The sequence below is a fragment of the Niallia sp. CD-39 genome (genome assembly GCF_059874745.1).
In genome coordinates this window covers 58,827-76,779 of record NZ_JCBCPS010000006.1, presented here as the reverse complement: position 1 = coordinate 76,779, position 17,953 = coordinate 58,827, and the positions used below count along the sequence as shown (strand labels likewise).

Annotated in this window: 20 protein-coding genes; 7 read left to right on the top strand and 13 right to left on the bottom strand. The window is 36.4% G+C overall.

Going from position 1 to position 17,953, the window contains the following annotated elements:
* Positions 1 to 128 precede the first annotated feature (128 nt).
* The 12 genes from AC6F34_RS13690 to AC6F34_RS13635 all read right to left on the bottom strand — a co-directional run bounded on the left by AC6F34_RS13690 (position 129) and on the right by AC6F34_RS13635 (position 9,122).
* Positions 129 to 659: a PepSY domain-containing protein gene (locus AC6F34_RS13690; protein ID WP_500773069.1), complete on the bottom strand. Its 531-nt coding sequence runs from the start codon at positions 657 to 659 to the stop codon at positions 129 to 131.
* 96 nt (positions 660 to 755) lie between these two features.
* Positions 756 to 1,409, bottom strand: coding sequence for a PepSY domain-containing protein (locus AC6F34_RS13685; RefSeq protein ID WP_500773067.1), 654 nt, complete (start codon positions 1,407 to 1,409; stop codon positions 756 to 758).
* Between the two features lie 69 nt (positions 1,410 to 1,478).
* Positions 1,479 to 2,825 carry a sensor histidine kinase gene (locus AC6F34_RS13680; protein WP_500773065.1) on the bottom strand — a complete coding sequence of 449 codons (1,347 nt, stop codon included), beginning with the start codon at positions 2,823 to 2,825 and terminating at the stop codon, positions 1,479 to 1,481.
* Complete coding sequence (locus AC6F34_RS13675) at positions 2,822 to 3,505, bottom strand: response regulator transcription factor (RefSeq protein WP_500773063.1); 684 nt, start codon at positions 3,503 to 3,505, stop codon at positions 2,822 to 2,824. Before AC6F34_RS13675 ends, AC6F34_RS13680 begins: the two co-directional genes overlap by 4 nt.
* A 115-nt stretch (positions 3,506 to 3,620) precedes the next feature.
* Positions 3,621 to 4,499 (bottom strand): cation diffusion facilitator family transporter, encoded by an 879-nt coding sequence (locus tag AC6F34_RS13670; protein WP_500773061.1) that lies wholly within the window; start codon positions 4,497 to 4,499, stop codon positions 3,621 to 3,623.
* 174 nt (positions 4,500 to 4,673) lie between these two features.
* Entirely contained in the window at positions 4,674 to 5,339 is a 666-nt protein-coding gene (locus tag AC6F34_RS13665; RefSeq protein WP_500773059.1) for an HAD family hydrolase, read from the bottom strand.
* An 11-nt stretch (positions 5,340 to 5,350) separates the two neighbouring features.
* A complete protein-coding gene (locus tag AC6F34_RS13660; protein WP_500773057.1) occupies positions 5,351 to 5,656 on the bottom strand; it encodes a hypothetical protein in 306 nt (101 codons plus the stop codon).
* A 53-nt stretch (positions 5,657 to 5,709) separates the two neighbouring features.
* The gene (locus tag AC6F34_RS13655) at positions 5,710 to 6,150 is read right to left on the bottom strand and encodes a hypothetical protein (protein ID WP_500773055.1); all 441 of its coding nucleotides are present in this window, start codon (positions 6,148 to 6,150) and stop codon (positions 5,710 to 5,712) included.
* A gap of 35 nt (positions 6,151 to 6,185) precedes the next feature.
* Entirely contained in the window at positions 6,186 to 7,379 is a 1,194-nt protein-coding gene (locus tag AC6F34_RS13650; protein ID WP_500773053.1) for an MFS transporter, read from the bottom strand.
* A 396-nt stretch (positions 7,380 to 7,775) separates the two neighbouring features.
* Positions 7,776 to 8,243 (bottom strand): effector binding domain-containing protein, encoded by a 468-nt coding sequence (locus AC6F34_RS13645; protein ID WP_500773051.1) that lies wholly within the window; start codon positions 8,241 to 8,243, stop codon positions 7,776 to 7,778.
* 2 nt (positions 8,244 to 8,245) lie between these two features.
* Positions 8,246 to 8,737: a GyrI-like domain-containing protein gene (locus AC6F34_RS13640; protein ID WP_500773049.1), complete on the bottom strand. Its 492-nt coding sequence runs from the start codon at positions 8,735 to 8,737 to the stop codon at positions 8,246 to 8,248.
* Between the two features lie 79 nt (positions 8,738 to 8,816).
* Positions 8,817 to 9,122, bottom strand: coding sequence for a phospholipase A2 family protein (locus tag AC6F34_RS13635; RefSeq protein ID WP_500773047.1), 306 nt, complete (start codon positions 9,120 to 9,122; stop codon positions 8,817 to 8,819).
* 819 nt (positions 9,123 to 9,941) lie between these two features.
* Here AC6F34_RS13635 and AC6F34_RS13630 point away from each other — a divergent pair.
* Positions 9,942 to 10,586 carry a DUF2599 domain-containing protein gene (locus tag AC6F34_RS13630; RefSeq protein WP_500773044.1) on the top strand — a complete coding sequence of 215 codons (645 nt, stop codon included), beginning with the start codon at positions 9,942 to 9,944 and terminating at the stop codon, positions 10,584 to 10,586.
* A gap of 1,087 nt (positions 10,587 to 11,673) precedes the next feature.
* On the opposite strand, the gene AC6F34_RS13625 is transcribed toward AC6F34_RS13630, so the two are convergent.
* Entirely contained in the window at positions 11,674 to 12,441 is a 768-nt protein-coding gene (locus AC6F34_RS13625; RefSeq protein WP_500773042.1) for a class I SAM-dependent methyltransferase, read from the bottom strand.
* Positions 12,442 to 12,924: 483 nt separating this feature from the next.
* Here AC6F34_RS13625 and AC6F34_RS13620 point away from each other — a divergent pair, with 483 nt between their 5' ends.
* From AC6F34_RS13620 to AC6F34_RS13595, 6 genes are all read left to right on the top strand, one after another.
* Positions 12,925 to 13,773, top strand: coding sequence for a phosphate ABC transporter substrate-binding protein (locus AC6F34_RS13620; protein ID WP_500773039.1), 849 nt, complete (start codon positions 12,925 to 12,927; stop codon positions 13,771 to 13,773).
* A 25-nt stretch (positions 13,774 to 13,798) separates the two neighbouring features.
* Positions 13,799 to 14,713 carry a phosphate ABC transporter permease subunit PstC gene (gene pstC / locus AC6F34_RS13615; protein WP_500773037.1) on the top strand — a complete coding sequence of 305 codons (915 nt, stop codon included), beginning with the start codon at positions 13,799 to 13,801 and terminating at the stop codon, positions 14,711 to 14,713.
* A 1-nt stretch (position 14,714) separates the two neighbouring features.
* Complete coding sequence (gene pstA, locus AC6F34_RS13610) at positions 14,715 to 15,539, top strand: phosphate ABC transporter permease PstA (RefSeq protein ID WP_500773035.1); 825 nt, start codon at positions 14,715 to 14,717, stop codon at positions 15,537 to 15,539.
* Between the two features lie 14 nt (positions 15,540 to 15,553).
* On the top strand, positions 15,554 to 16,357 hold the full coding sequence (gene pstB, locus AC6F34_RS13605) for a phosphate ABC transporter ATP-binding protein PstB (protein WP_500773033.1): 804 nt from the start codon (positions 15,554 to 15,556) through the stop codon (positions 16,355 to 16,357).
* Between the two features lie 13 nt (positions 16,358 to 16,370).
* Entirely contained in the window at positions 16,371 to 17,030 is a 660-nt protein-coding gene (phoU, locus tag AC6F34_RS13600) for a phosphate signaling complex protein PhoU (protein ID WP_500773031.1), read from the top strand.
* Positions 17,031 to 17,210: 180 nt separating this feature from the next.
* On the top strand, positions 17,211 to 17,936 hold the full coding sequence (locus AC6F34_RS13595) for a TspO-related membrane protein (RefSeq protein ID WP_500773029.1): 726 nt from the start codon (positions 17,211 to 17,213) through the stop codon (positions 17,934 to 17,936).
* Positions 17,937 to 17,953: the final 17 nt, after the last annotated feature.

Here is a 17,953-nt window from a genome sequence, read left to right as displayed (position 1 = left end):
TGTTCCGGAAAAGTGTTGATTTCACTCTAAAGTTGTTGATATATTCTGGAAAAGTGTTGATTTCGCTCTAAAGTTGTTGATATATCACTCAAAACTCTGATATGTGCCTTTGCCAGAAAACATAAGAGTTAGTCACGATCGTAGTCGATTTCTAGAATGGCACCCGTAACTGCATCGATTTCAAATTCGACTTCTCCCTTATCTGAACTGAGTTCAATTTCATACACATATTTGCCATCATCATAATCTAGTTTAACTTCCTTTACTGTTCCGTTTACTTCACTTTTAGCATTTTCGATTGCTTGCTCGCTTGAGATGATTAGCTTTACATCTTCTGCATTCGAAGCATCTGTCGTCGTTTTGTCATCATCTTGTTCTTCTTTTTTCGAAAGAACTTCTCCTGATGATGCATCAACTTTCAATTCGTATTCTACGCCTTCCTCTTTAATGTCCACCTCATAGTAAGATCCGCTGCGTTTATTTTCCAACTCTACACTATCTAATGTTCCCGGTCGCTCATTTAGAGCAGTTTCTGTTGCTTTTTCTAATGTTATTTTCGGAGCTTCACTTTCACTTTTAGTCGTAGCACCAACAGCAACAGCCCCTCCTAAAACAACTGCACCAATTACACCAATCATTAGTTTTTTCTTCATTGTCATCTGTCATTTCTCCTTTCATCTTTCTTACACATTCAATATATCCGTGAAAAGTTAAAAGAAAAGGAGAGAAACATTAAAATCTGCTGAGAAAAGCAATTAATCTTCCCAGGTGACGGTTGCTTTCCCTGTGATTGCATGAATCTGAACAATCGCTTCAACATCATTGTCGGTTTCAATTTCAACTATATAATAAGGCTGCCCATTTAACGATTCTAAATCAATATCATCTATTGTTCCGTTTACTTGAGTGAGTGCAATTTCACTTGCTTCCTCTTCTGTTAATAGCGCTTCAAGTTGCACACTTGATTCTCTTCGCTCTAACACTTCGCCTGTATAAGCGTCGACAATATAGGTCCATTGTTGATCATCATGATTTGCTTGTAGAATCCATACATCTGGCTCTTCTTTAGCAGAAACGACTTCAACTTCTGGACCTAATAACGACTTCACTTCTTCTGTTGATAGCCTTACTTTCTCTTCCTGCTCGACTTGTTCCTGCTTAATTGAAAGCACTTCTCCTGTTTGCGCATGTAACATAACTACATATTGTGATGCCTCTTTTTCAAAGGATAATTCATACCCGTTTGCTTTAGTGACAACTGTCTGCACCGTTCCATTAAATAGGTCTTCGACTTTTTTCGTTGCTTCAGCTTTTGTTAGGGACTCAGGAGCGCTGTTCATTTTCCAAATTGAAAATAAAACCAAGGGAACGAGAAAAATAATGATTACAGTAACCCATTTCCTTTTCATTCAACCACCTCTATAAAATGCTTCATGCTTCCATTATTCAATAAAAAGATGAAAATTTGCTGAGAACCCCTATTGTTTTTTCTTTAAAATTTTTACCGTTGTTCCGATCCCTTCAGTGCTTTCAATTAGAAGTTCGAGAAACAGTGCATCTGCTATTTCTTTTGCTAGCGATAACCCTAATCCAGCTCCTCCAGTTTTCCTTGTTCTTGCTTCATCTACTCGATAAAACCGTTCAAACACGTGAGGTAGGTCTCTCGCTGGAATGCCAATTCCTGTATCAGTAATCGTAATAAGGAGACTGTCATTTAGTTCTTCAACTGATAAATCAATCTTTCCTTCACTATACTTACGAGCATTGTCCATTAAGATATAAAGAAGCTGCTTTAACTTCTGTTCATCTGTTTTTAATGTGACACTTTCAGGATAAGAAAGGTTGACATCTCTTTTATATGCATTTTGAAATGACTTACTCACCTCATAAAGAACATTTCCGACATCTATCGTGCTCATATTTTGCTGCCATCTTTCTTGATGCGTGGCGAGTAATAAGAGTTGCTCCGTTAAGTCTTTCATCCTAACTGCTTCGGAATGAATCGCTTCGGTTGCCTCATCAAAAATCTCAGGCTCAGATTTCCCACGTCTTTTTAATAAACTTGCATAACTTTCGATAATCGTAATCGGCGTTTTCAGTTCATGTGAAGCACTGGAAACAAACTTTTTCTGCTTCTCAAAGTTCTCTTCTAACAAGTCCATCATATGATTAAAGCTTGTCGCCATTTCCGTTAGTTCATCCTTTGATTTTTTCTCCAGGTGAATTCTTTTAAAGCTACCACTTGTACGAATGTCGCGAATTGTGCTGATCATCGATGCAATTGGTTTCATAATGACTCCACTCAATACATGACTGGAGATCACAATCGGTAATAAAACAAGAATTGTCACAATGAAAAGGACGATACGAAGTGTTTGTAGGTTTTCAATCGTCTGTTCCATATTTTTTGTCAGCTGCAGATTGCCAATCGTACCGTTCTCTAATATAACGGGAATCGAGCTAAAGGCGTACGTTTTTCCGTCAATGCGAATTCTTTCACTTTTCTCTCCTACAAAAAATGTAGGTGTGGCTAAACGCAACACATCATCTTCCGTTGATTGAGTCGTCGTCCCTTCTAGATTTTCATTTAGGATTCGAATCATCCCATTAACTGGCACATAAGCTCTTAATAATTCTCCTTGAGAAACCGTACCAAGTGACTGGTTCAAGGTTTTTGCAATATTTGCTCCTTCACTTTGTGCCACTTGTAATTCACTATCAATCATTAGTTTAGAAAATAAAAAATAGATGGATGTATTCATTAATAAAAGCAGGACAGCAAATAACACCACAGTATAAAGATTAATTTTATTTCTAACTCTCATGAGCGTTCCTTTATCACATATCCGACTCCACGAACTGTTCTTATTAAGGATTCTTCATTCTGCACGTCAATCTTTTTTCGGATATAACGTATGTATACATCCACAACATTGGTGTCTCCCGCAAAATCATAGCCCCATACCGCGTCTAATATCTGCTCCCTAGAAAGAACCTGTTTCTTATTCATCAGTAAGAACTGTAACAATTCAAACTCTCTTGCGGTTAACTCTATCAGGCTTTCACCGCGTGTGACTTCTCTTGTTTTTTCATGCAATACTAAATCCTCCAGGCGAAGGACTCCCTCTTCTTCAGTTGCCCTATTCCTTAGAGCAACACGAATTCGTGCGAGCAATTCTTCTATTTGAAAAGGCTTCGTGATGTAATCATTCGCTCCTAAATCAAGCCCTGAAACTTTGTCTTCTACCGAGCTTTTTGCAGTGAGTAAATAAATTGGCGTTACAGAATCATTTGTACGGATGCGACGAAGTAGTTCAATTCCACTTAACCCTGGAATCATTACATCTAATAGGATCAAATCCCAGCTTTTGCTACGATACAATTCCAACGCTTCAATCCCATCGTATACCTTCGTGACTTCATAGCCTTCATACTCTAGCTCCAGCTCAATAAGCCTAGCGATTTTCTCTTCATCCTCAACGACAAGGATCTGTTGCTTCGACATCTACACGGCCTCCTTATACACTGCTTCTCTTAAAAATCTTACCTCTTAACCGATGCGATTGACAATAAAAACACCACATCAAAACTAGGATAGTGGTGTAATCATCATCTAGCCTTTACTTGTTTAGACATGGTTCAACATGTACATGAACATCAAAGACTTCGAATTCATTTATTAATTTTTCTTCAACCATTGTTGCTAAATCATGTGCCTCCGCTACATCAAGAGAAGGATTTACCAATATGACAATATCAACAACGGTATTGTTACCATATTTACGTGCACGAATATCCTTTACATCCTCAATTCCTTCAACGGACATAATATTCTCTTTGTATTCATTCATTTGGGTTTCATCAAAGCCGTCCGTTAAATGGTGCGATGCATCAGAAAATATCCCCCATGCAGTTTTACAGATTAACACCCCAACAATAAGTGCAGTAACAGGATCTAACCACGGCAAACCAAATTGCGCACCGATGATCCCAACTGTTGCCCCAATACTTACCCATGCATCAGATATATTATCCTTAGCAGCTGCCATAACAGCTTGACTGTCAATTTCTTCTGCTAATTTGCGGTTGTACCGATAAACTCCAAACATGACAATAGCGCTCAAAACTCCGACCCATGTAGCAATCGTATCAGGAGCTTCACTCGTTCCAGAAAGTACGGATCTTCCTGCTCCAAGGAGCACTTGTATTCCTATTGCCATCATAATAAACGAAGCAATCAATGATGCAATGTTTTCAGCTTTCCAATGGCCATAAGGATGGTTTTCATCTGGTGGCTTTTGCGATATTCGTAAGCCAACGAGAACAGCAATTGAAGCAACAATATCTGTTGCGTTATTCAAACCATCTGCCTTCAAAGCCTCAGAGCCAGCGTAGACTCCAACTATTAACTTCAAAACCGATAGAATTAAATAAGCAATAATACTGATAATTGCCCCACGTTCACCCTTTTTTAAATTTTTGTATTTCTGTTCAACCATATGTCGTCCCCCATTCCATATGCGTTAATAGCATAGCAAACGTGGATTGAGTGGGTCTAGAGCAACCTTTTTCCCTCCTTCTACAAAAGTAATAGGCGGAAAAAAGTGTTTACCTAAGGAAAATAGTACACCACCGTCGTTGCATTCCATTAGTATCGACTAGTTCCCCTTATTCTATATCTTTATCTTTTGACAAATTTCTATTATTTCGTCTAGCTCATCAATTGTAAAATCAGCATTTTCATCGTTCCATTGAGAATCCCTTTTCCAAATCGTGGTCATCCCTACTTCACGAGCTGCTCTTATATCATTCACTGGATGATCCCCAACAAAAAAGCAGTCTTCGGGCTTCACCTTTAATTGACCACATGCATGAAGAAAAATACGATGATCTGGCTTTTTCATTCCTACTCTTTCAGAAATTACAATTGTATCAAAAAACGGTACGATCCCGATTGAACTCATCGTCGATTGTTGCATGCTTATCGAACCATTTGTAATCAGCCCAAGCTTCCAACCAGCTTTTTTTACATACTTTAAAAGGTCAATAGCATAAGGAAATGAAATTGAATGGTGATGAAATTGTTCATAATAGTCCTTTACAAAAATTACTACTGAAGTAGAGTGAATAAGCCCTTCTGTCGCCATCAGCTCGAATACTTGTTGTTTTGAACGATAACCTCTTTCGTCCAGTTCAATAAGCCGTTGTACATACTTTAGCTTATGCGATGTGTGAATAAACTGTCTTAGGCGATGAAACTGAATATCTGCAAACCTTTTTAAAGATGCATCCCGATTCAATAACGTTCCATCTAAGTCAAATAAAATCGTTGTTTTCATATTTCGTCGCCTCACAGTTCAATCTGTATATACTCCTCTTCTATGATCTCTGTTCCTTCTACAAGACAAGAGAGGAACTCTTGATAGAGCCTATTTAATTCTTCATTTCCTTCTAACTGCTTCATTCCATTCTGATATGCTGATTCACTTTCATAATAGCTATATTCCGTCCAAGAGGATGAAGAATCCCTCTGCTTCAAGTACATAGTTTTTATTTGCCCTACAGCTTGATAATGGAGCCTTGCTTGTCTTTGCACAGAAGAATATTGCTCCACGCAATCCGGATGCACTCTATAACGATATACTTTTACATACAAATGCTGTCACTCCTTCTTTAAAAAACGAAAACACCTAGTTTCCTAAGTGCCTTCTACTGATTTTTGGAGATTTCCAATACTTCATTTACGTTTTGTAATTCACTAGCAACTCTATAGCCATTGAAGAAATATTTGCCATTTTTATCTATGTCTAAGCTGAAGTAATCTCCCCTGTTACTACGCAGTAACAACGAATAAGATACATCTACTACAGATGGTTTGATAAGCGTCACATTGAGCTTCGCAGACGCTAGTTCTTCGACTAGGAGCCCTATAAGCTCAGAATCTTCAACTACATTTTCCAATCGGATGTCGTCATAGTCTAGAACAGATAACCAAATGAGTTCACTCTTTTTTTCGTTAAAGTCATCAACAAGCTGAGTACGTTCCTGAACATTTTTAATGATATTATTCGTAAGCAATGATCCAAAAATTAGAATCATTATAATTAGACAGATTAGTGGAAACAAATGTTGCCGTATGCTTCTCTTCATTTGCCACCTCCACTTTCATATTAACATATTTATCCTTATTTTTTATTAAGTTTATTGAACATTAAGAATAATAAAAGTAGAAACCCTACAACGATAAAGCCAATTCCTCCAACTGCTCCAAGCAATCTAGGAGGAAAAACCTCTAAAGCTACTCCCGCTAAAAACATTGATAGCCCAATGAGTGTATTAGAAATTGTCGTAAGGAAGCCAAATACTTTTCCTTGCATGCTCTTAGGTACTTGTTTCATCACGACAGAGTCGAAGCACACATTTCCTAAACCAGAAAAAAATGCGACGGTTATGAAGAAAAGAACCGCTGCGTAGACGCTTTCTGTAGTGCTAATGAAAAACAAAAAAACACCTTCCAAAACTAGAACGATGAGACCTACGTATAGTAGCCTATTATTCAATCGTTCCGCTACCACGAAGCTGAGCATCAACCCTACCCCTAATGCACCGTAGAAAAGCCCTACCCCAATGTCTGCTAGCTGGAATTCTTGCACCGCATAAACACTAATTAAGACATTATCAATGCCATTTAATAAAGGAATAAAGATTTCCGTCATTAGCACTACAATCAGCACATTGGATGTGAAAAATAGCTTGATGATCGAACGATTCTGCTTCTCATCTTCATCTGATCGTACATCCATATTTGGAGGTTCAGACAATCTTGTTAAAATCAACCCCGCAACGAAGAAGGACAACCCATTCACAAAAAAAGTGATGTGCGGACCAATTAAGAATGAAACAAGTCCACCTGTTAATGAACCTCCAATGAGGACAACCCCCAGCATCACCTGTTCCAGCCCATTCACTTTTACAATGTTTTCATGCCTCACAATTTGCGGTATGAGTGATTTTCTTGCTGGTGCATAAATCGCTTCCCCTACCGCAAGAAAAAAAGTACCGACATACACTACCCAGATTGTTGATTCATTTACAAAAAGAAACGAAAGAGCAAATAGTATACGAATAAAATCTGTTAATACTAAAATCGATTTACGAGAAATGCGATCTGCCAACCAACCGCCTAATGGTGCAAAAAACAGAAATGGGATGACACGAATTGCTAGTGTAATTCCGACGGCTAAGCCAGAACCAGTGATGTGTAATAGCAAAGCTAATACAGCGACTTGACTAAAGCGATCTCCAATTCCATTTAAAATTCCTGCACTAAATAGCTTTCGATATTCTCTTTCTTGCTTAAGTAAATTTATGACATTCATTTTTAATACCTCTTCTTTAATTAGATATATATCTAATTAGATAATAATCGAATCAAACTTCGTATTCAAGTTAAAATAATAAAACATACCTGAACTTAGGTATGTTTCAGACTGTTGACAAACGCTCGCATACGTCGTTGTTTGTCTCACTCGTCCCCTCATGAACCTTGTGTTCTATTCGGGTCTTTATTCGACCGCACGCTTAGTCTGACAAGCGTTTTCAAGACATTCTGAGGTTTTCTCTTATTATAAAAAAGTACTACGAAAAAATGTAGACAAAGTCGGAAATCGACTTTGTCTACAATCTCAAACATACCTGAACTTAGGTATGTTTGAGTTGATTATCTACTTTTAACTAATATTTGAACCGACCCTTTAACAGTGTTTGAAGTCAACTTACACTGATGGCGTATGGATTGGGATCAAAAGCTCAACATCAAGCACATCCTTCCCCTCATCCATATAAAAGATTTCAATCGGGAATGTGCCTTGGAGAGACTTTTGCGTGTAATTGTTTTCACCCATCCATTGAAAAAGCGTGCCATACCCTTGGTCAATTGAACGATTTGAATATCGTACACGGGCATATTTGCTTTCTGGAATGGCAAAACCAATCATCCCTTCAGGAACATCAGCTAACTCTCGTACTTCTACGCATGCAAAATACGTTACTACTAGATCGTTACAAAGATATGGACTGATAATTACATTCGGCCGTTCAGAATTTTTAATGACAGATTGCCTTTCTTTAAAATCCATTTGAACTTTAATAGCATCATGTGGAAAGTTTGTTGTCACACTTTGTCCAACTAGCAAAAATGCCTTTTCAACAACATCACATTTCAAACGACTCACTTCAAGCATATTTATTCTACATCCTTAATTGGAATCAACAAATCTACATTTTCTTCATCTACATTATCTTCAAAGTAATAGATTTCAACTGGGAACGTATAGTAGAGTCTCTTTTCAACGTAGCCATTTTCGCTCATCCAATGAAAGATCTTATTATAGCCTTCACCAACCGATTTGTTTGTACAGCGAACACGTGCATATTTAGTGAGAGGAAGATGAATTTTATGCATATCTTCTGGAACTTCATCGAATTGTTCTACTTCTAAGCATGCAAAATACGTTGCCATGATTTCATTACACATATATGGACTAATCATGATTTCCTTATTAAGTGCATGTTTTACTTCATCTCTTCGGAGTTCAAATGCTTGTTGAATTTTTATGGCGGCGTCTGGGAATCCATTGGGGAAATTTGCGGTTAAGCTTTGTCCAACTAATAAAAACTCCTTTTCTACAAGATCACACTCAAGCTTCGTCAAACCAGGAAAAGGTGCAAGACTCATAAAAACCTCCTAAATATCTGTATTTTCAAACAATTACATTTTACTATACTCTCATATCTTTTCCAACATATTCTAATCTTTAAGTCCAATACCGTTTGTTACAACGGATGGTCGTCCAAACATTCATTGCATTCGTTACAAGCTTTGCTGCTTCTCCTTCTTTGCTGCTTTCATAAGACTTCTTTTCTATACAACGAATCAAAGCATGGTCACATCTACAATCCAAACCATACTTTGCTACACATTCATCATGTTTCTTACAACATGCATCTACTGAATTAATTGGCTTTCCCGGACCACTACAGCCTGGACCACAATATCGATAGCCTCCAGGTAAGCACATACGAATTGGAAAACTCGATTGTCCATTATTTCTTTTCATCATTAACTACCTTCTTTTTTATATTATATATATTCTCTCCTCACCACTTTGAACAGTAAAAAAGCCTTTCTTAATCAAACGTTTGATTAAGAAAGGCTCACACTTATTTCAATTGACAAACAACGACCATTTGCAAGCTCGTACTTGTTAGCTCCTTTTCCTCCCAGTCCCCAAACAATTCCACGATTTCAAAGCCATTTGGATGCATATAGCGAAGTAAGACTTTGTCCCGCTCTATGCGAAAATACCAAAAAGTAAGAATGTCCTTATAATCTTCCAAGATGAAAAGTCTAGACGTATCGCAAAAGTTTAGATTATTCATAAAATCAAATCAAAATATGACTGCTGAAAGTAAGGATTGTTTTATTAATCACAAATTATAATTAGCGTTTAAGCTGATTTATTTTTGGTATTAAATATTAAACTTAAAAAAAAGATAATAACAAAAAGTATAGATAAATAAAAAATAATAGAGTCTCCAGATCTGTTAAATTCATCAACAATAAAACCTTGAATAATTAATAAAATTAATCCTATTAATACAAAAAAGAATGAATTTAGTAATACATAAGTAGTTGATTTAATTTTGTTTTTTAGAAAAACTAAATATACAAAATTAAAGACTAGTACCACTGCAATTAAATAATAAATAGGACGTAACCATGTAAACGTTTCTCCTAACATAAAATGCACCTACTTTTTATATTTTTTTACATTATATCACAATATAAATTTACTAATTTTAAAAAATATTGTAATATTTACATATGATATATTTACCAAAAATGTTAATATATCAAAAAAACATGAGGGTGATGAGAAATGAAAAAACTTTTTATTATTGTATTAGCGATTTTTTTAATAGCTCCTATTACATCCACTTACACTTTTGCAAATGAAAACAAAAATGTAAGCGATAATGATGAACTAATTGATGAATTAGGTTATAAGTACACTATAAAAAAAGCATCAGAAATTGATTTTGCAGACGGAGATTTTTATTTAGCACTACTTTCGGGAGATCCAACAAGTGAAAATGCAATCTTTGCTGTTTATGATAATAGTGAACTAGAGAAATATGAAAATGAAATATTAGCATCACTTGGAAATCGTATATCTACTTTATCAAGTACCCCTACTGCATTTTCTGATTATTATTCTGGATCAGCTTGGAATACACGTTCTGAAGGTGTAACTTTATCTTTAAATCCTAAACCAAATGCATGGCAAAAACCTGCAAACCCAATTGTAGAGGCTCATTTACATAAATATCGTTGGGAAGTTGTTTATAATAAACATAAGAATGACAGAAACTGGAATAACACTGCAAGTATGAGAGCTCAATTACATTGTCATGCTGACACTATCAAAGGAGTTAAAAACCCTTGGAATATCGAACCTTGGCGTACAACTAGTAACTATGTAAAAGTAGTTCGTAAAGCATGTAACCCGCCTATAGGATATTAAATTAAAAAGAGACTTGGACAAAACCCATCTCTAAAATGAAAAAGCCGGTGAATTTATACCACGAGTAAAATTTCGTCGGCTTTGAATATTTTTGAATTATTTATAAGGACCTTACTTATAATATAAAGTTATCACACCAAAGTTCAAAAGAAAGAAGGGTCTTAATGTTTAAAAATTAGAACACAAATTCAATTAGTATTGCCTTTAAATTTAAAAGTGAAATTATAAAGAAAAGATAGGACTACTTTCCATATTCACCATTTAGCTAAAAGTATTCCTCTTGAAACCTTCGAACCATTCTTTTGATAAGAAGGCTGTCCTGCCTATCATCCACGTATGATGCTAATAATCATCTTATGTGCCTCCGCTCAATCGACCTTTTCAAACAAGATTGAACACCTATTAATGACAGTATCCATATGATATGAGCTAGCACAAGGATACAATCAAAGTTTCCGCACAATTAACAGATTTCGTGTTCATTTAGAGGAAAAATAATTAATTCGCCAATTCACCATGGCCTCTTCCAATTCTGTTGCCAATTAATCGAGGAGAAATTGATTGACCAAGGAGCCATGTTTATCAATGATACAAAGATTAAATTGAATGCGGATAAATTTACGCTTATCTGAAGAAATCGATTGGGAAGTATCATTAATATTTAATCAGAAAATTCAACAAACTATAAATAATCTACTTGAGTATGAAATTATACTTGAAATGGAACATGAATGCCATGAGCAGTTATCCTTGAAAGAACTCACTCAATTAGTTAAAAGAATAGACTATGTCGTAAGCTAGTATGATCAACAAACTAAAGAATCATCGGCTTTTCCGAATGAAAACTCTTAAGAAATAAACACGAATATACAAAACGACAATTAATGGTTTTGTCTCTCAAAAGTAGAAATATAACCTAAGTTTTTGTATATTAAGAAATCGTTAAGACTATTCTAAAAAAGATTCTGATGCAACAAGCCAACTTGTGTTAATGGTTAAAAAATGATTTATAAAGGAGACTTTGAGTGTGTTCAAAGTCTCCTTTATAAATCATTATTTGAAGATAATTATGTCCAGCAACTTCATATTATTTCCTTCTACAGACAATTACCATTTGTAAACTCTTTGGAGTTAATTCCCCCTCCTCCCAGTCCCCAAACAATTCCACGATTTCAAAACCATGTTCTTTTAGTAACCGCATTAATTCTAATGGATACGTATAGCGAAGCAAGATTTTGTCTTTGTCCGTTCGAATGTACCTTCCATTTTCATAGAGATCACGCTCTTCATAGCACGATAGTATTTGTGAAAGATGATCGTAAATATCCTCGCCTCTTTCAACAACATCTTGCTTCTCTTTATTTGCATAGCGATTTTCGTACTTTTCTACTACTGCTAGTTCGTGTAAAATCGGATTTCTCGTATCAAAAATGAAGATTCCCTCATGTATTAAGTGGTTTCTTACAGAAGATAACAACATATCTTGACTTTCATTTGTTAAAAAGTGTTGAAAAGAATTGCCTACCATAAACATAAAATTTGTCTTTTCTTCCAGTCGCAATATTGTACAATCTTGATGATGAAATGCAATTGGTAGTCCAGCATGATTTGCTTTTATCTTTGCGAGATTTAACATCCCTTCATGGAGATCTACCCCAATCATTTTATATCCTATTTCAGCCATAGGAATCGTCAAACGACCAGAACCACAACCAAGTTCCACAAATGGTTTCCCTAAGTCTTTTGCATACTTTAACAAGAGTGGCATTTCATTTTTAATATGGTTATATCGATGATCATATTCTAATGGATCACCATATTTCTCAAAATTATCTTCAAAAATTGATTTATTCAATTTCTTCTCTCCTATCATCCTATTCTGTAAAGTATGATTACGTGATAGAAGACTTTAAACGCTATTAAAGCTCTATCACCTTTGCTTTGATTTTCATTTTGATCACTCCTTCATATTTAATATTCTAACAATAACAAAAAAAGAAATATTTGGCACCCTATTATACTGTACTACTCACATCCTCCCTCAGCTATTCAAATTTTGCAGATGGAAAAGGTTATTCATCGTTATACAGGGGAAGAACAATTCTAAAGACTTCTCCATTCGAAGGCGTTATTTACAAAAATTTAATAATATTCAATCTATTATTATTTCCTCTCTTTACATTTTTTTCTTATTATAAGTAGGCTGACTAATTCAAACGATAATATGAAAGACTAAAAAATTTACAAAATCTTTACGAATGATTAATAGAACATTTACTCACATCCAGTATTCTTGACTTGTACGTTAACAAGCAATCGAAATTTGGAGGGTTTTTTCATGCCATCTTTTAATAAAAAAGCATTTATCGGCTTCATTGCATCATTTGCACTCTTCTTAACTGCATGCAGTAATGATGGAGAACAAGCTGGACAAGGCAATTCCTCTGGTGAAACAAGCACTATTGCGATCTCTGGCTCCACATCCGTCGGACCATTAACGGAAAAACTTGCGGATAAGCACCAGAGTGAAAATGCAAACGTCAAAATAGAAGTAAACCAAATCGGTTCCTCAGCTGGAATAACAAATGCAATTTCTGGGGTTTCAGAAATAGGCATGTCCTCTCGTGATTTAAAAGAAGGAGAAGTTGCGAGTGGATTAACAGAAACAATTATTGCTTATGATGGAATCGTAATCGTTGCACATCCTACTAATAAGGTAAGCGACTTAACAATGGAGCAAGTAAAAGATATTTTCACTGGGAAAATCACCAACTGGAAAGACCTTGGTGGGGATGATATGGAGATTGTAGTCGTATCACGTGAAGATGGATCTGGTTCACGTGATGCTTTCCAAGAAATTGTTGACTATACTTCTGGTCAATTAATTCGAAATTCAATCGTCGCAAGTGGAAATGGAAATATTAAAACGACTGTAGCGACAAATCGTCATGCTATTGGATTTATATCATTTGAGTACATTGATGATACCATCTCTACGATGAAAATTAACGGTGTTGAAGCGACTGCTCAAAATGTTTTAGATCAAAAATATCAACTTTCAAGACCATTCCTGTTCGTGCATAAAGAAGAAACGATTTCAGAGGCTGGCAGATCATTTATAGATTTCATTCTAAGTCCTGATGGACAAAAAATTGTCGCTGAAGTTGGCGCAATTCCAATACAGTAGTTATGCTAGCTTGGAGGTATCATTCATGCCGAAACAACAAAATGATTCATTTAATACTCAAATGAATCAAAACAATAAACGTAAATATTTTCTTGAAAATGTATCAGCAAAACTTTTTCTCTTTTGTGCCTTACTCTCAGTAATCAGTTTATTGCTTATCATCGGTTTCGTATTTTACAAAGGATCTAATCCTTTTTTAGCAGATGGGTATAGCTTCTTGTCATTCCTATTTGGTACAGATTGGGTGCCAAGCGAAGATAAATATGGCATCTTCCCAATGATTGTTGCTTCCATCTATGCAACAATCGGCGCCCTTGTTATTGGTGTTCCAGTTGGACTATTCACTGCCATCTTCTTAGCAGAAATTGCACCGAAGAGCGTTGCAAAAATTATCTCTCCTGCTGTTCAACTATTGGCAGGTATTCCTTCTGTTTTATATGGAGTATTCGGTTTAGCTATTATTGTTCCGTTTTTGCAAAACCAACTTGGTCTAGTCAAAGGACAGACATTAATTGCCGTCATACTAGTATTAGCAATCATGATGCTACCGACCATCGTCACCGTAGCTGAAACCGCGATTAGAGCGGTGCCAAAAACCTATCGTGAAGGCTCTTTAGCTTTAGGTGCTTCACAAATTGGAACAATCTTTAAAGTTGTTGTTCCGTCAGCAAAATCTGGAATTATGGCAGCTATTGTATTAGGGCTTGGACGTGCAATTGGAGAAACTATGGCTGTAATCTTAGTTGCAGGAAACAGCTTAATCGTTCCGACAAGCCTAACGGATAGTGTGAGACCTCTTACAACAAATATCGCTTTAGAAATGGGATATGCATTTGGTACACACCAAGAAATGTTATTCGCAACTGGTATTGTTTTGTTCTCCTTTATCCTAATCCTAAACTTTGTTTTAGCAAAAATCAGTTCGAAGGGTGGTAAATAAGTTGAGAAGGTTTAATGACAATCTACTACGTGGGCTTTTATGGTTCTCTGCCTTTTTAACCATTGCCGTCCTCTTAACCATCGTCGGTTTCATTTTTTATAAAGGCTATCATTTAATCAGCTTTGATTTTATATTTGGTGATTATTCACCTGCAGGTGGTGGCGGTATTTGGCCAATGATCATCACAACCATCTATACAATTGTCATTTCATTAATAATTGCAACACCAATTGGAATACTAGCCGCTGTATATTTACAAGAGTATGCAAAGCAAGGCAGGCTCGTAAGAATGATTCGCTTTGCAACAGAAAGCTTAACGGGTATTCCATCAATTATTTACGGATTGTTCGGGGCTGTATTCTTTGTAACAACATTAAAACTCGGAATGTCTATTATCGCTGCTTCTCTTACATTAACGATTATCGTATTACCGGTCATCATTCGAACGACAGAGGAAGCATTAAAAACAGTCCCACCTACTTATCGTGAAGGCTCTTTAGCACTAGGCTCAACAAAGCTCCAAACTCTATATAAAGTCATTTTACCAAGTGCAATGCCAGGGATCTTATCTGGAATCATTCTTTCAATCGGACGGATCGTCGGTGAATCAGCTGCCATTTTCTTAACAGCTGGTACAGTTGCAGCAATGCCCGAGGGGATCTTTTCATCCGCACGAACATTAACAGTCCATTCTTACCTCGTAACACAGGAGTCTGGAGATATTGCACTTGCATCTGCTGTTGGAATTGTGCTAATTGTGATTATCTTATTCTTGAATCTGACTGCTACATTTATCTCGAAGAAGTTAAATAAAGCGAACTATTAAAAGGAGTGTTACGTATGGGTACAGCAATAATGGACCAACAAACAAATACACCTCAATCTACATCTAATAATGCGAAAATAAGCGTGCGAAACTTGAATCTTTTTTACGGAGAAAAGCAAGCACTTTACGATGTCTCATTAGATATCCAAGAGAAAGAAGTTACTGCCTTGATCGGACCATCTGGATGTGGTAAATCCACGTTTTTAAGAACACTAAACCGGATGAATGATTTGATTGACGGCGTCAAAATTGCTGGTGATATTGTTATCGAGGGACAGAATATTTACCGATCAAATGACGTGATTCAATTACGAACAAAAGTAGGAATGGTCTTTCAAAAGCCTAACCTTTTTCCAATGAGTATTTATGATAATGTTGCATACGGCCCTCGCATGCAAGGAATTAAGAGCAAAAAAGTCTTGAATGCAATCGTTGAAGAAAGCTTGCGTGGTGCTGCTATCTGGGATGAAGTGAAGGATCGCTTAAAATCATCCGCGCTAGGGTTATCAGGTGGTCAACAGCAACGTGTTTGTATCGCACGAGCAATTGCAATGAAACCAGATGTGATTTTAATGGATGAACCAACATCAGCTCTTGATCCGATTTCTACCTTAAAGGTTGAAGAGTTGATTACACAAATGAAGAAGGATTATACAATTGTTATTGTTACACATAATATGCAGCAAGCTGCACGTGTTTCAGATAAAACAGCATTCTTCTTAAATGGAGAGGTCGTTGAATACGCTGAAACGAATCAAATCTTCTCAACGCCAAAAGACCAGCGTACAGAAGACTACGTCACTGGACGATTCGGATAATGGAGGGATTACTATGGTCGTTCGAGAAAGCTTTGACAAAAACCTGCTTGAGTTAAAAAACAAAATTAAAGAGATGAATGACCTTACCATCTCAGCATTTGAAAAAGCGTATACTGCTTTTATCAATCAAGATGTTGAAAAAGCTTTAAAAGTCATTGAAGAAGACTACATCATCGATCAGATTGAAAATGAAATCAATCAGTTTTCGGTTTGGCTCATGGCTAAAGAGCAGCCTGTAGCAAGAGACTTGCGCAGCATCATTGGTGCCATTAAGATTTCTTCCGATATTGAACGGATCGCTGACTTTGCTGTAAACATCGCGAAAGCAACAATTAAGATTGGAAAATCAGAGAACTTACAAGAGCATACCCAATTAGCTGACATGAAAGAAACAGCAATAAAAATGCTGCAAATGTCTGTACAATCTTTTGTTGATGAAGATATGGCATTAGCAAAAGAGGTCGCTAATCTCGATGACTTGGTCGATGATTTATCAGATCAAACATACAAATCGCTAACAAACTATTTGCGTGAACATCCTGAACAAACGAACCAACTTGTGCAATTGCTCTTTATAAACCGTTACTTAGAGCGCACAGGAGACCATATTACAAACATCGCAGAAAGTGCTGCCTATTTAATTAAAGGTAGGATTTACGATATGAATACGTAAAATGATAACTATGTAGACAAGGTTGGTTTTTCGACTTTGTCTACATTTTTTATTTTTTGGTACTAAAGGTTACAAAAATACTTGAATCAAAGTGGCAGTTTTCGGACGGTCCAGTCCTGCGCACAATGTTTAATATTCTCTGATTAGGTGAATACCTATACTACAGAGGAGGTCGTGCTTTTGAGAAATCAAAAAACGCTTAGTATCGTCTATGTCGTGGCTTTCGCGATTATGATTTTTCTTAATTATTGGTCTGCCACAAATGTAGGAAATGTCGCTGACTCCAATCAGCCAATCATTCAGCCCGCTGGATATGCCTTCTCCATTTGGGGTGTTATCTACGCTTTGCTCTTCATTTGGATCATTCGTATGTTTTTTGCTAAAAACACCATTATTTATGAGAGACTTGGTTATTGGCCAGTCGTAAATTTTTTCTTAAACGGTTTTTGGATTATAGTCTTCACCCAACAATGGCTATTCTTATCTACCATCATCATATTTGCAATTCTCATTACATTAATCATCATCTACTCAAGAATACATGAAACAAAGGATCATACTTTCTTTGAGATACTACCTTTTTCAATGTATATGGGATGGATCACAGCAGCAAGTATTTTGAATGTTTTTGTCTGGTTCGTTAGCGAGGATTATTCCCCTTTCCTAGGAATGAGCGAGCAAACTTGGTCCATAATCATGCTGATTGCTGGCGCGCTCATCGCCCTGACAGTAACATTTCGATTCCAAGATTTTGTTTATCCACTCGTGCTTGTTTGGGCTTATATCGGGATTCTTGTAAAAGTTGATATTGAGGTCATTCGAACCCTCTTATTCATTGCCATTGCTGTACTGGTTCTATCAAGCGGAATGGTTGGATATAGACGAATCATGTCTCACAAGCGATAGGCAGCCGCGTCATGAGC

What these genes read in the sequence shown, in the direction of transcription:
- AC6F34_RS13690 (WP_500773069.1), bottom strand. Translation starts at nt 659, where the DNA reads ATGACAATGAAGAAAAAACTAATGATTGGTGTAATTGGTGCAGTTGTT.
- AC6F34_RS13685 (WP_500773067.1), bottom strand. Translation starts at nt 1,409, where the DNA reads ATGAAAAGGAAATGGGTTACTGTAATCATTATTTTTCTCGTTCCCTTG.
- AC6F34_RS13680 (WP_500773065.1), bottom strand. Translation starts at nt 2,825, where the DNA reads ATGAGAGTTAGAAATAAAATTAATCTTTATACTGTGGTGTTATTTGCT.
- AC6F34_RS13675 (WP_500773063.1), bottom strand. Translation starts at nt 3,505, where the DNA reads ATGTCGAAGCAACAGATCCTTGTCGTTGAGGATGAAGAGAAAATCGCT.
- AC6F34_RS13670 (WP_500773061.1), bottom strand. Translation starts at nt 4,499, where the DNA reads ATGGTTGAACAGAAATACAAAAATTTAAAAAAGGGTGAACGTGGGGCA.
- AC6F34_RS13665 (WP_500773059.1), bottom strand. Translation starts at nt 5,339, where the DNA reads ATGAAAACAACGATTTTATTTGACTTAGATGGAACGTTATTGAATCGG.
- AC6F34_RS13655 (WP_500773055.1), bottom strand. Translation starts at nt 6,150, where the DNA reads ATGAAGAGAAGCATACGGCAACATTTGTTTCCACTAATCTGTCTAATT.
- AC6F34_RS13650 (WP_500773053.1), bottom strand. Translation starts at nt 7,379, where the DNA reads ATGAATGTCATAAATTTACTTAAGCAAGAAAGAGAATATCGAAAGCTA.
- AC6F34_RS13645 (WP_500773051.1), bottom strand. Translation starts at nt 8,243, where the DNA reads ATGCTTGAAGTGAGTCGTTTGAAATGTGATGTTGTTGAAAAGGCATTT.
- AC6F34_RS13640 (WP_500773049.1), bottom strand. Translation starts at nt 8,737, where the DNA reads ATGAGTCTTGCACCTTTTCCTGGTTTGACGAAGCTTGAGTGTGATCTT.
- AC6F34_RS13635 (WP_500773047.1), bottom strand. Translation starts at nt 9,122, where the DNA reads ATGATGAAAAGAAATAATGGACAATCGAGTTTTCCAATTCGTATGTGC.
- AC6F34_RS13630 (WP_500773044.1), top strand. Translation starts at nt 9,942, where the DNA reads ATGAAAAAACTTTTTATTATTGTATTAGCGATTTTTTTAATAGCTCCT.
- AC6F34_RS13620 (WP_500773039.1), top strand. Translation starts at nt 12,925, where the DNA reads ATGCCATCTTTTAATAAAAAAGCATTTATCGGCTTCATTGCATCATTT.
- pstC (WP_500773037.1), top strand. Translation starts at nt 13,799, where the DNA reads ATGCCGAAACAACAAAATGATTCATTTAATACTCAAATGAATCAAAAC.
- pstB (WP_500773033.1), top strand. Translation starts at nt 15,554, where the DNA reads ATGGGTACAGCAATAATGGACCAACAAACAAATACACCTCAATCTACA.
- phoU (WP_500773031.1), top strand. Translation starts at nt 16,371, where the DNA reads ATGGTCGTTCGAGAAAGCTTTGACAAAAACCTGCTTGAGTTAAAAAAC.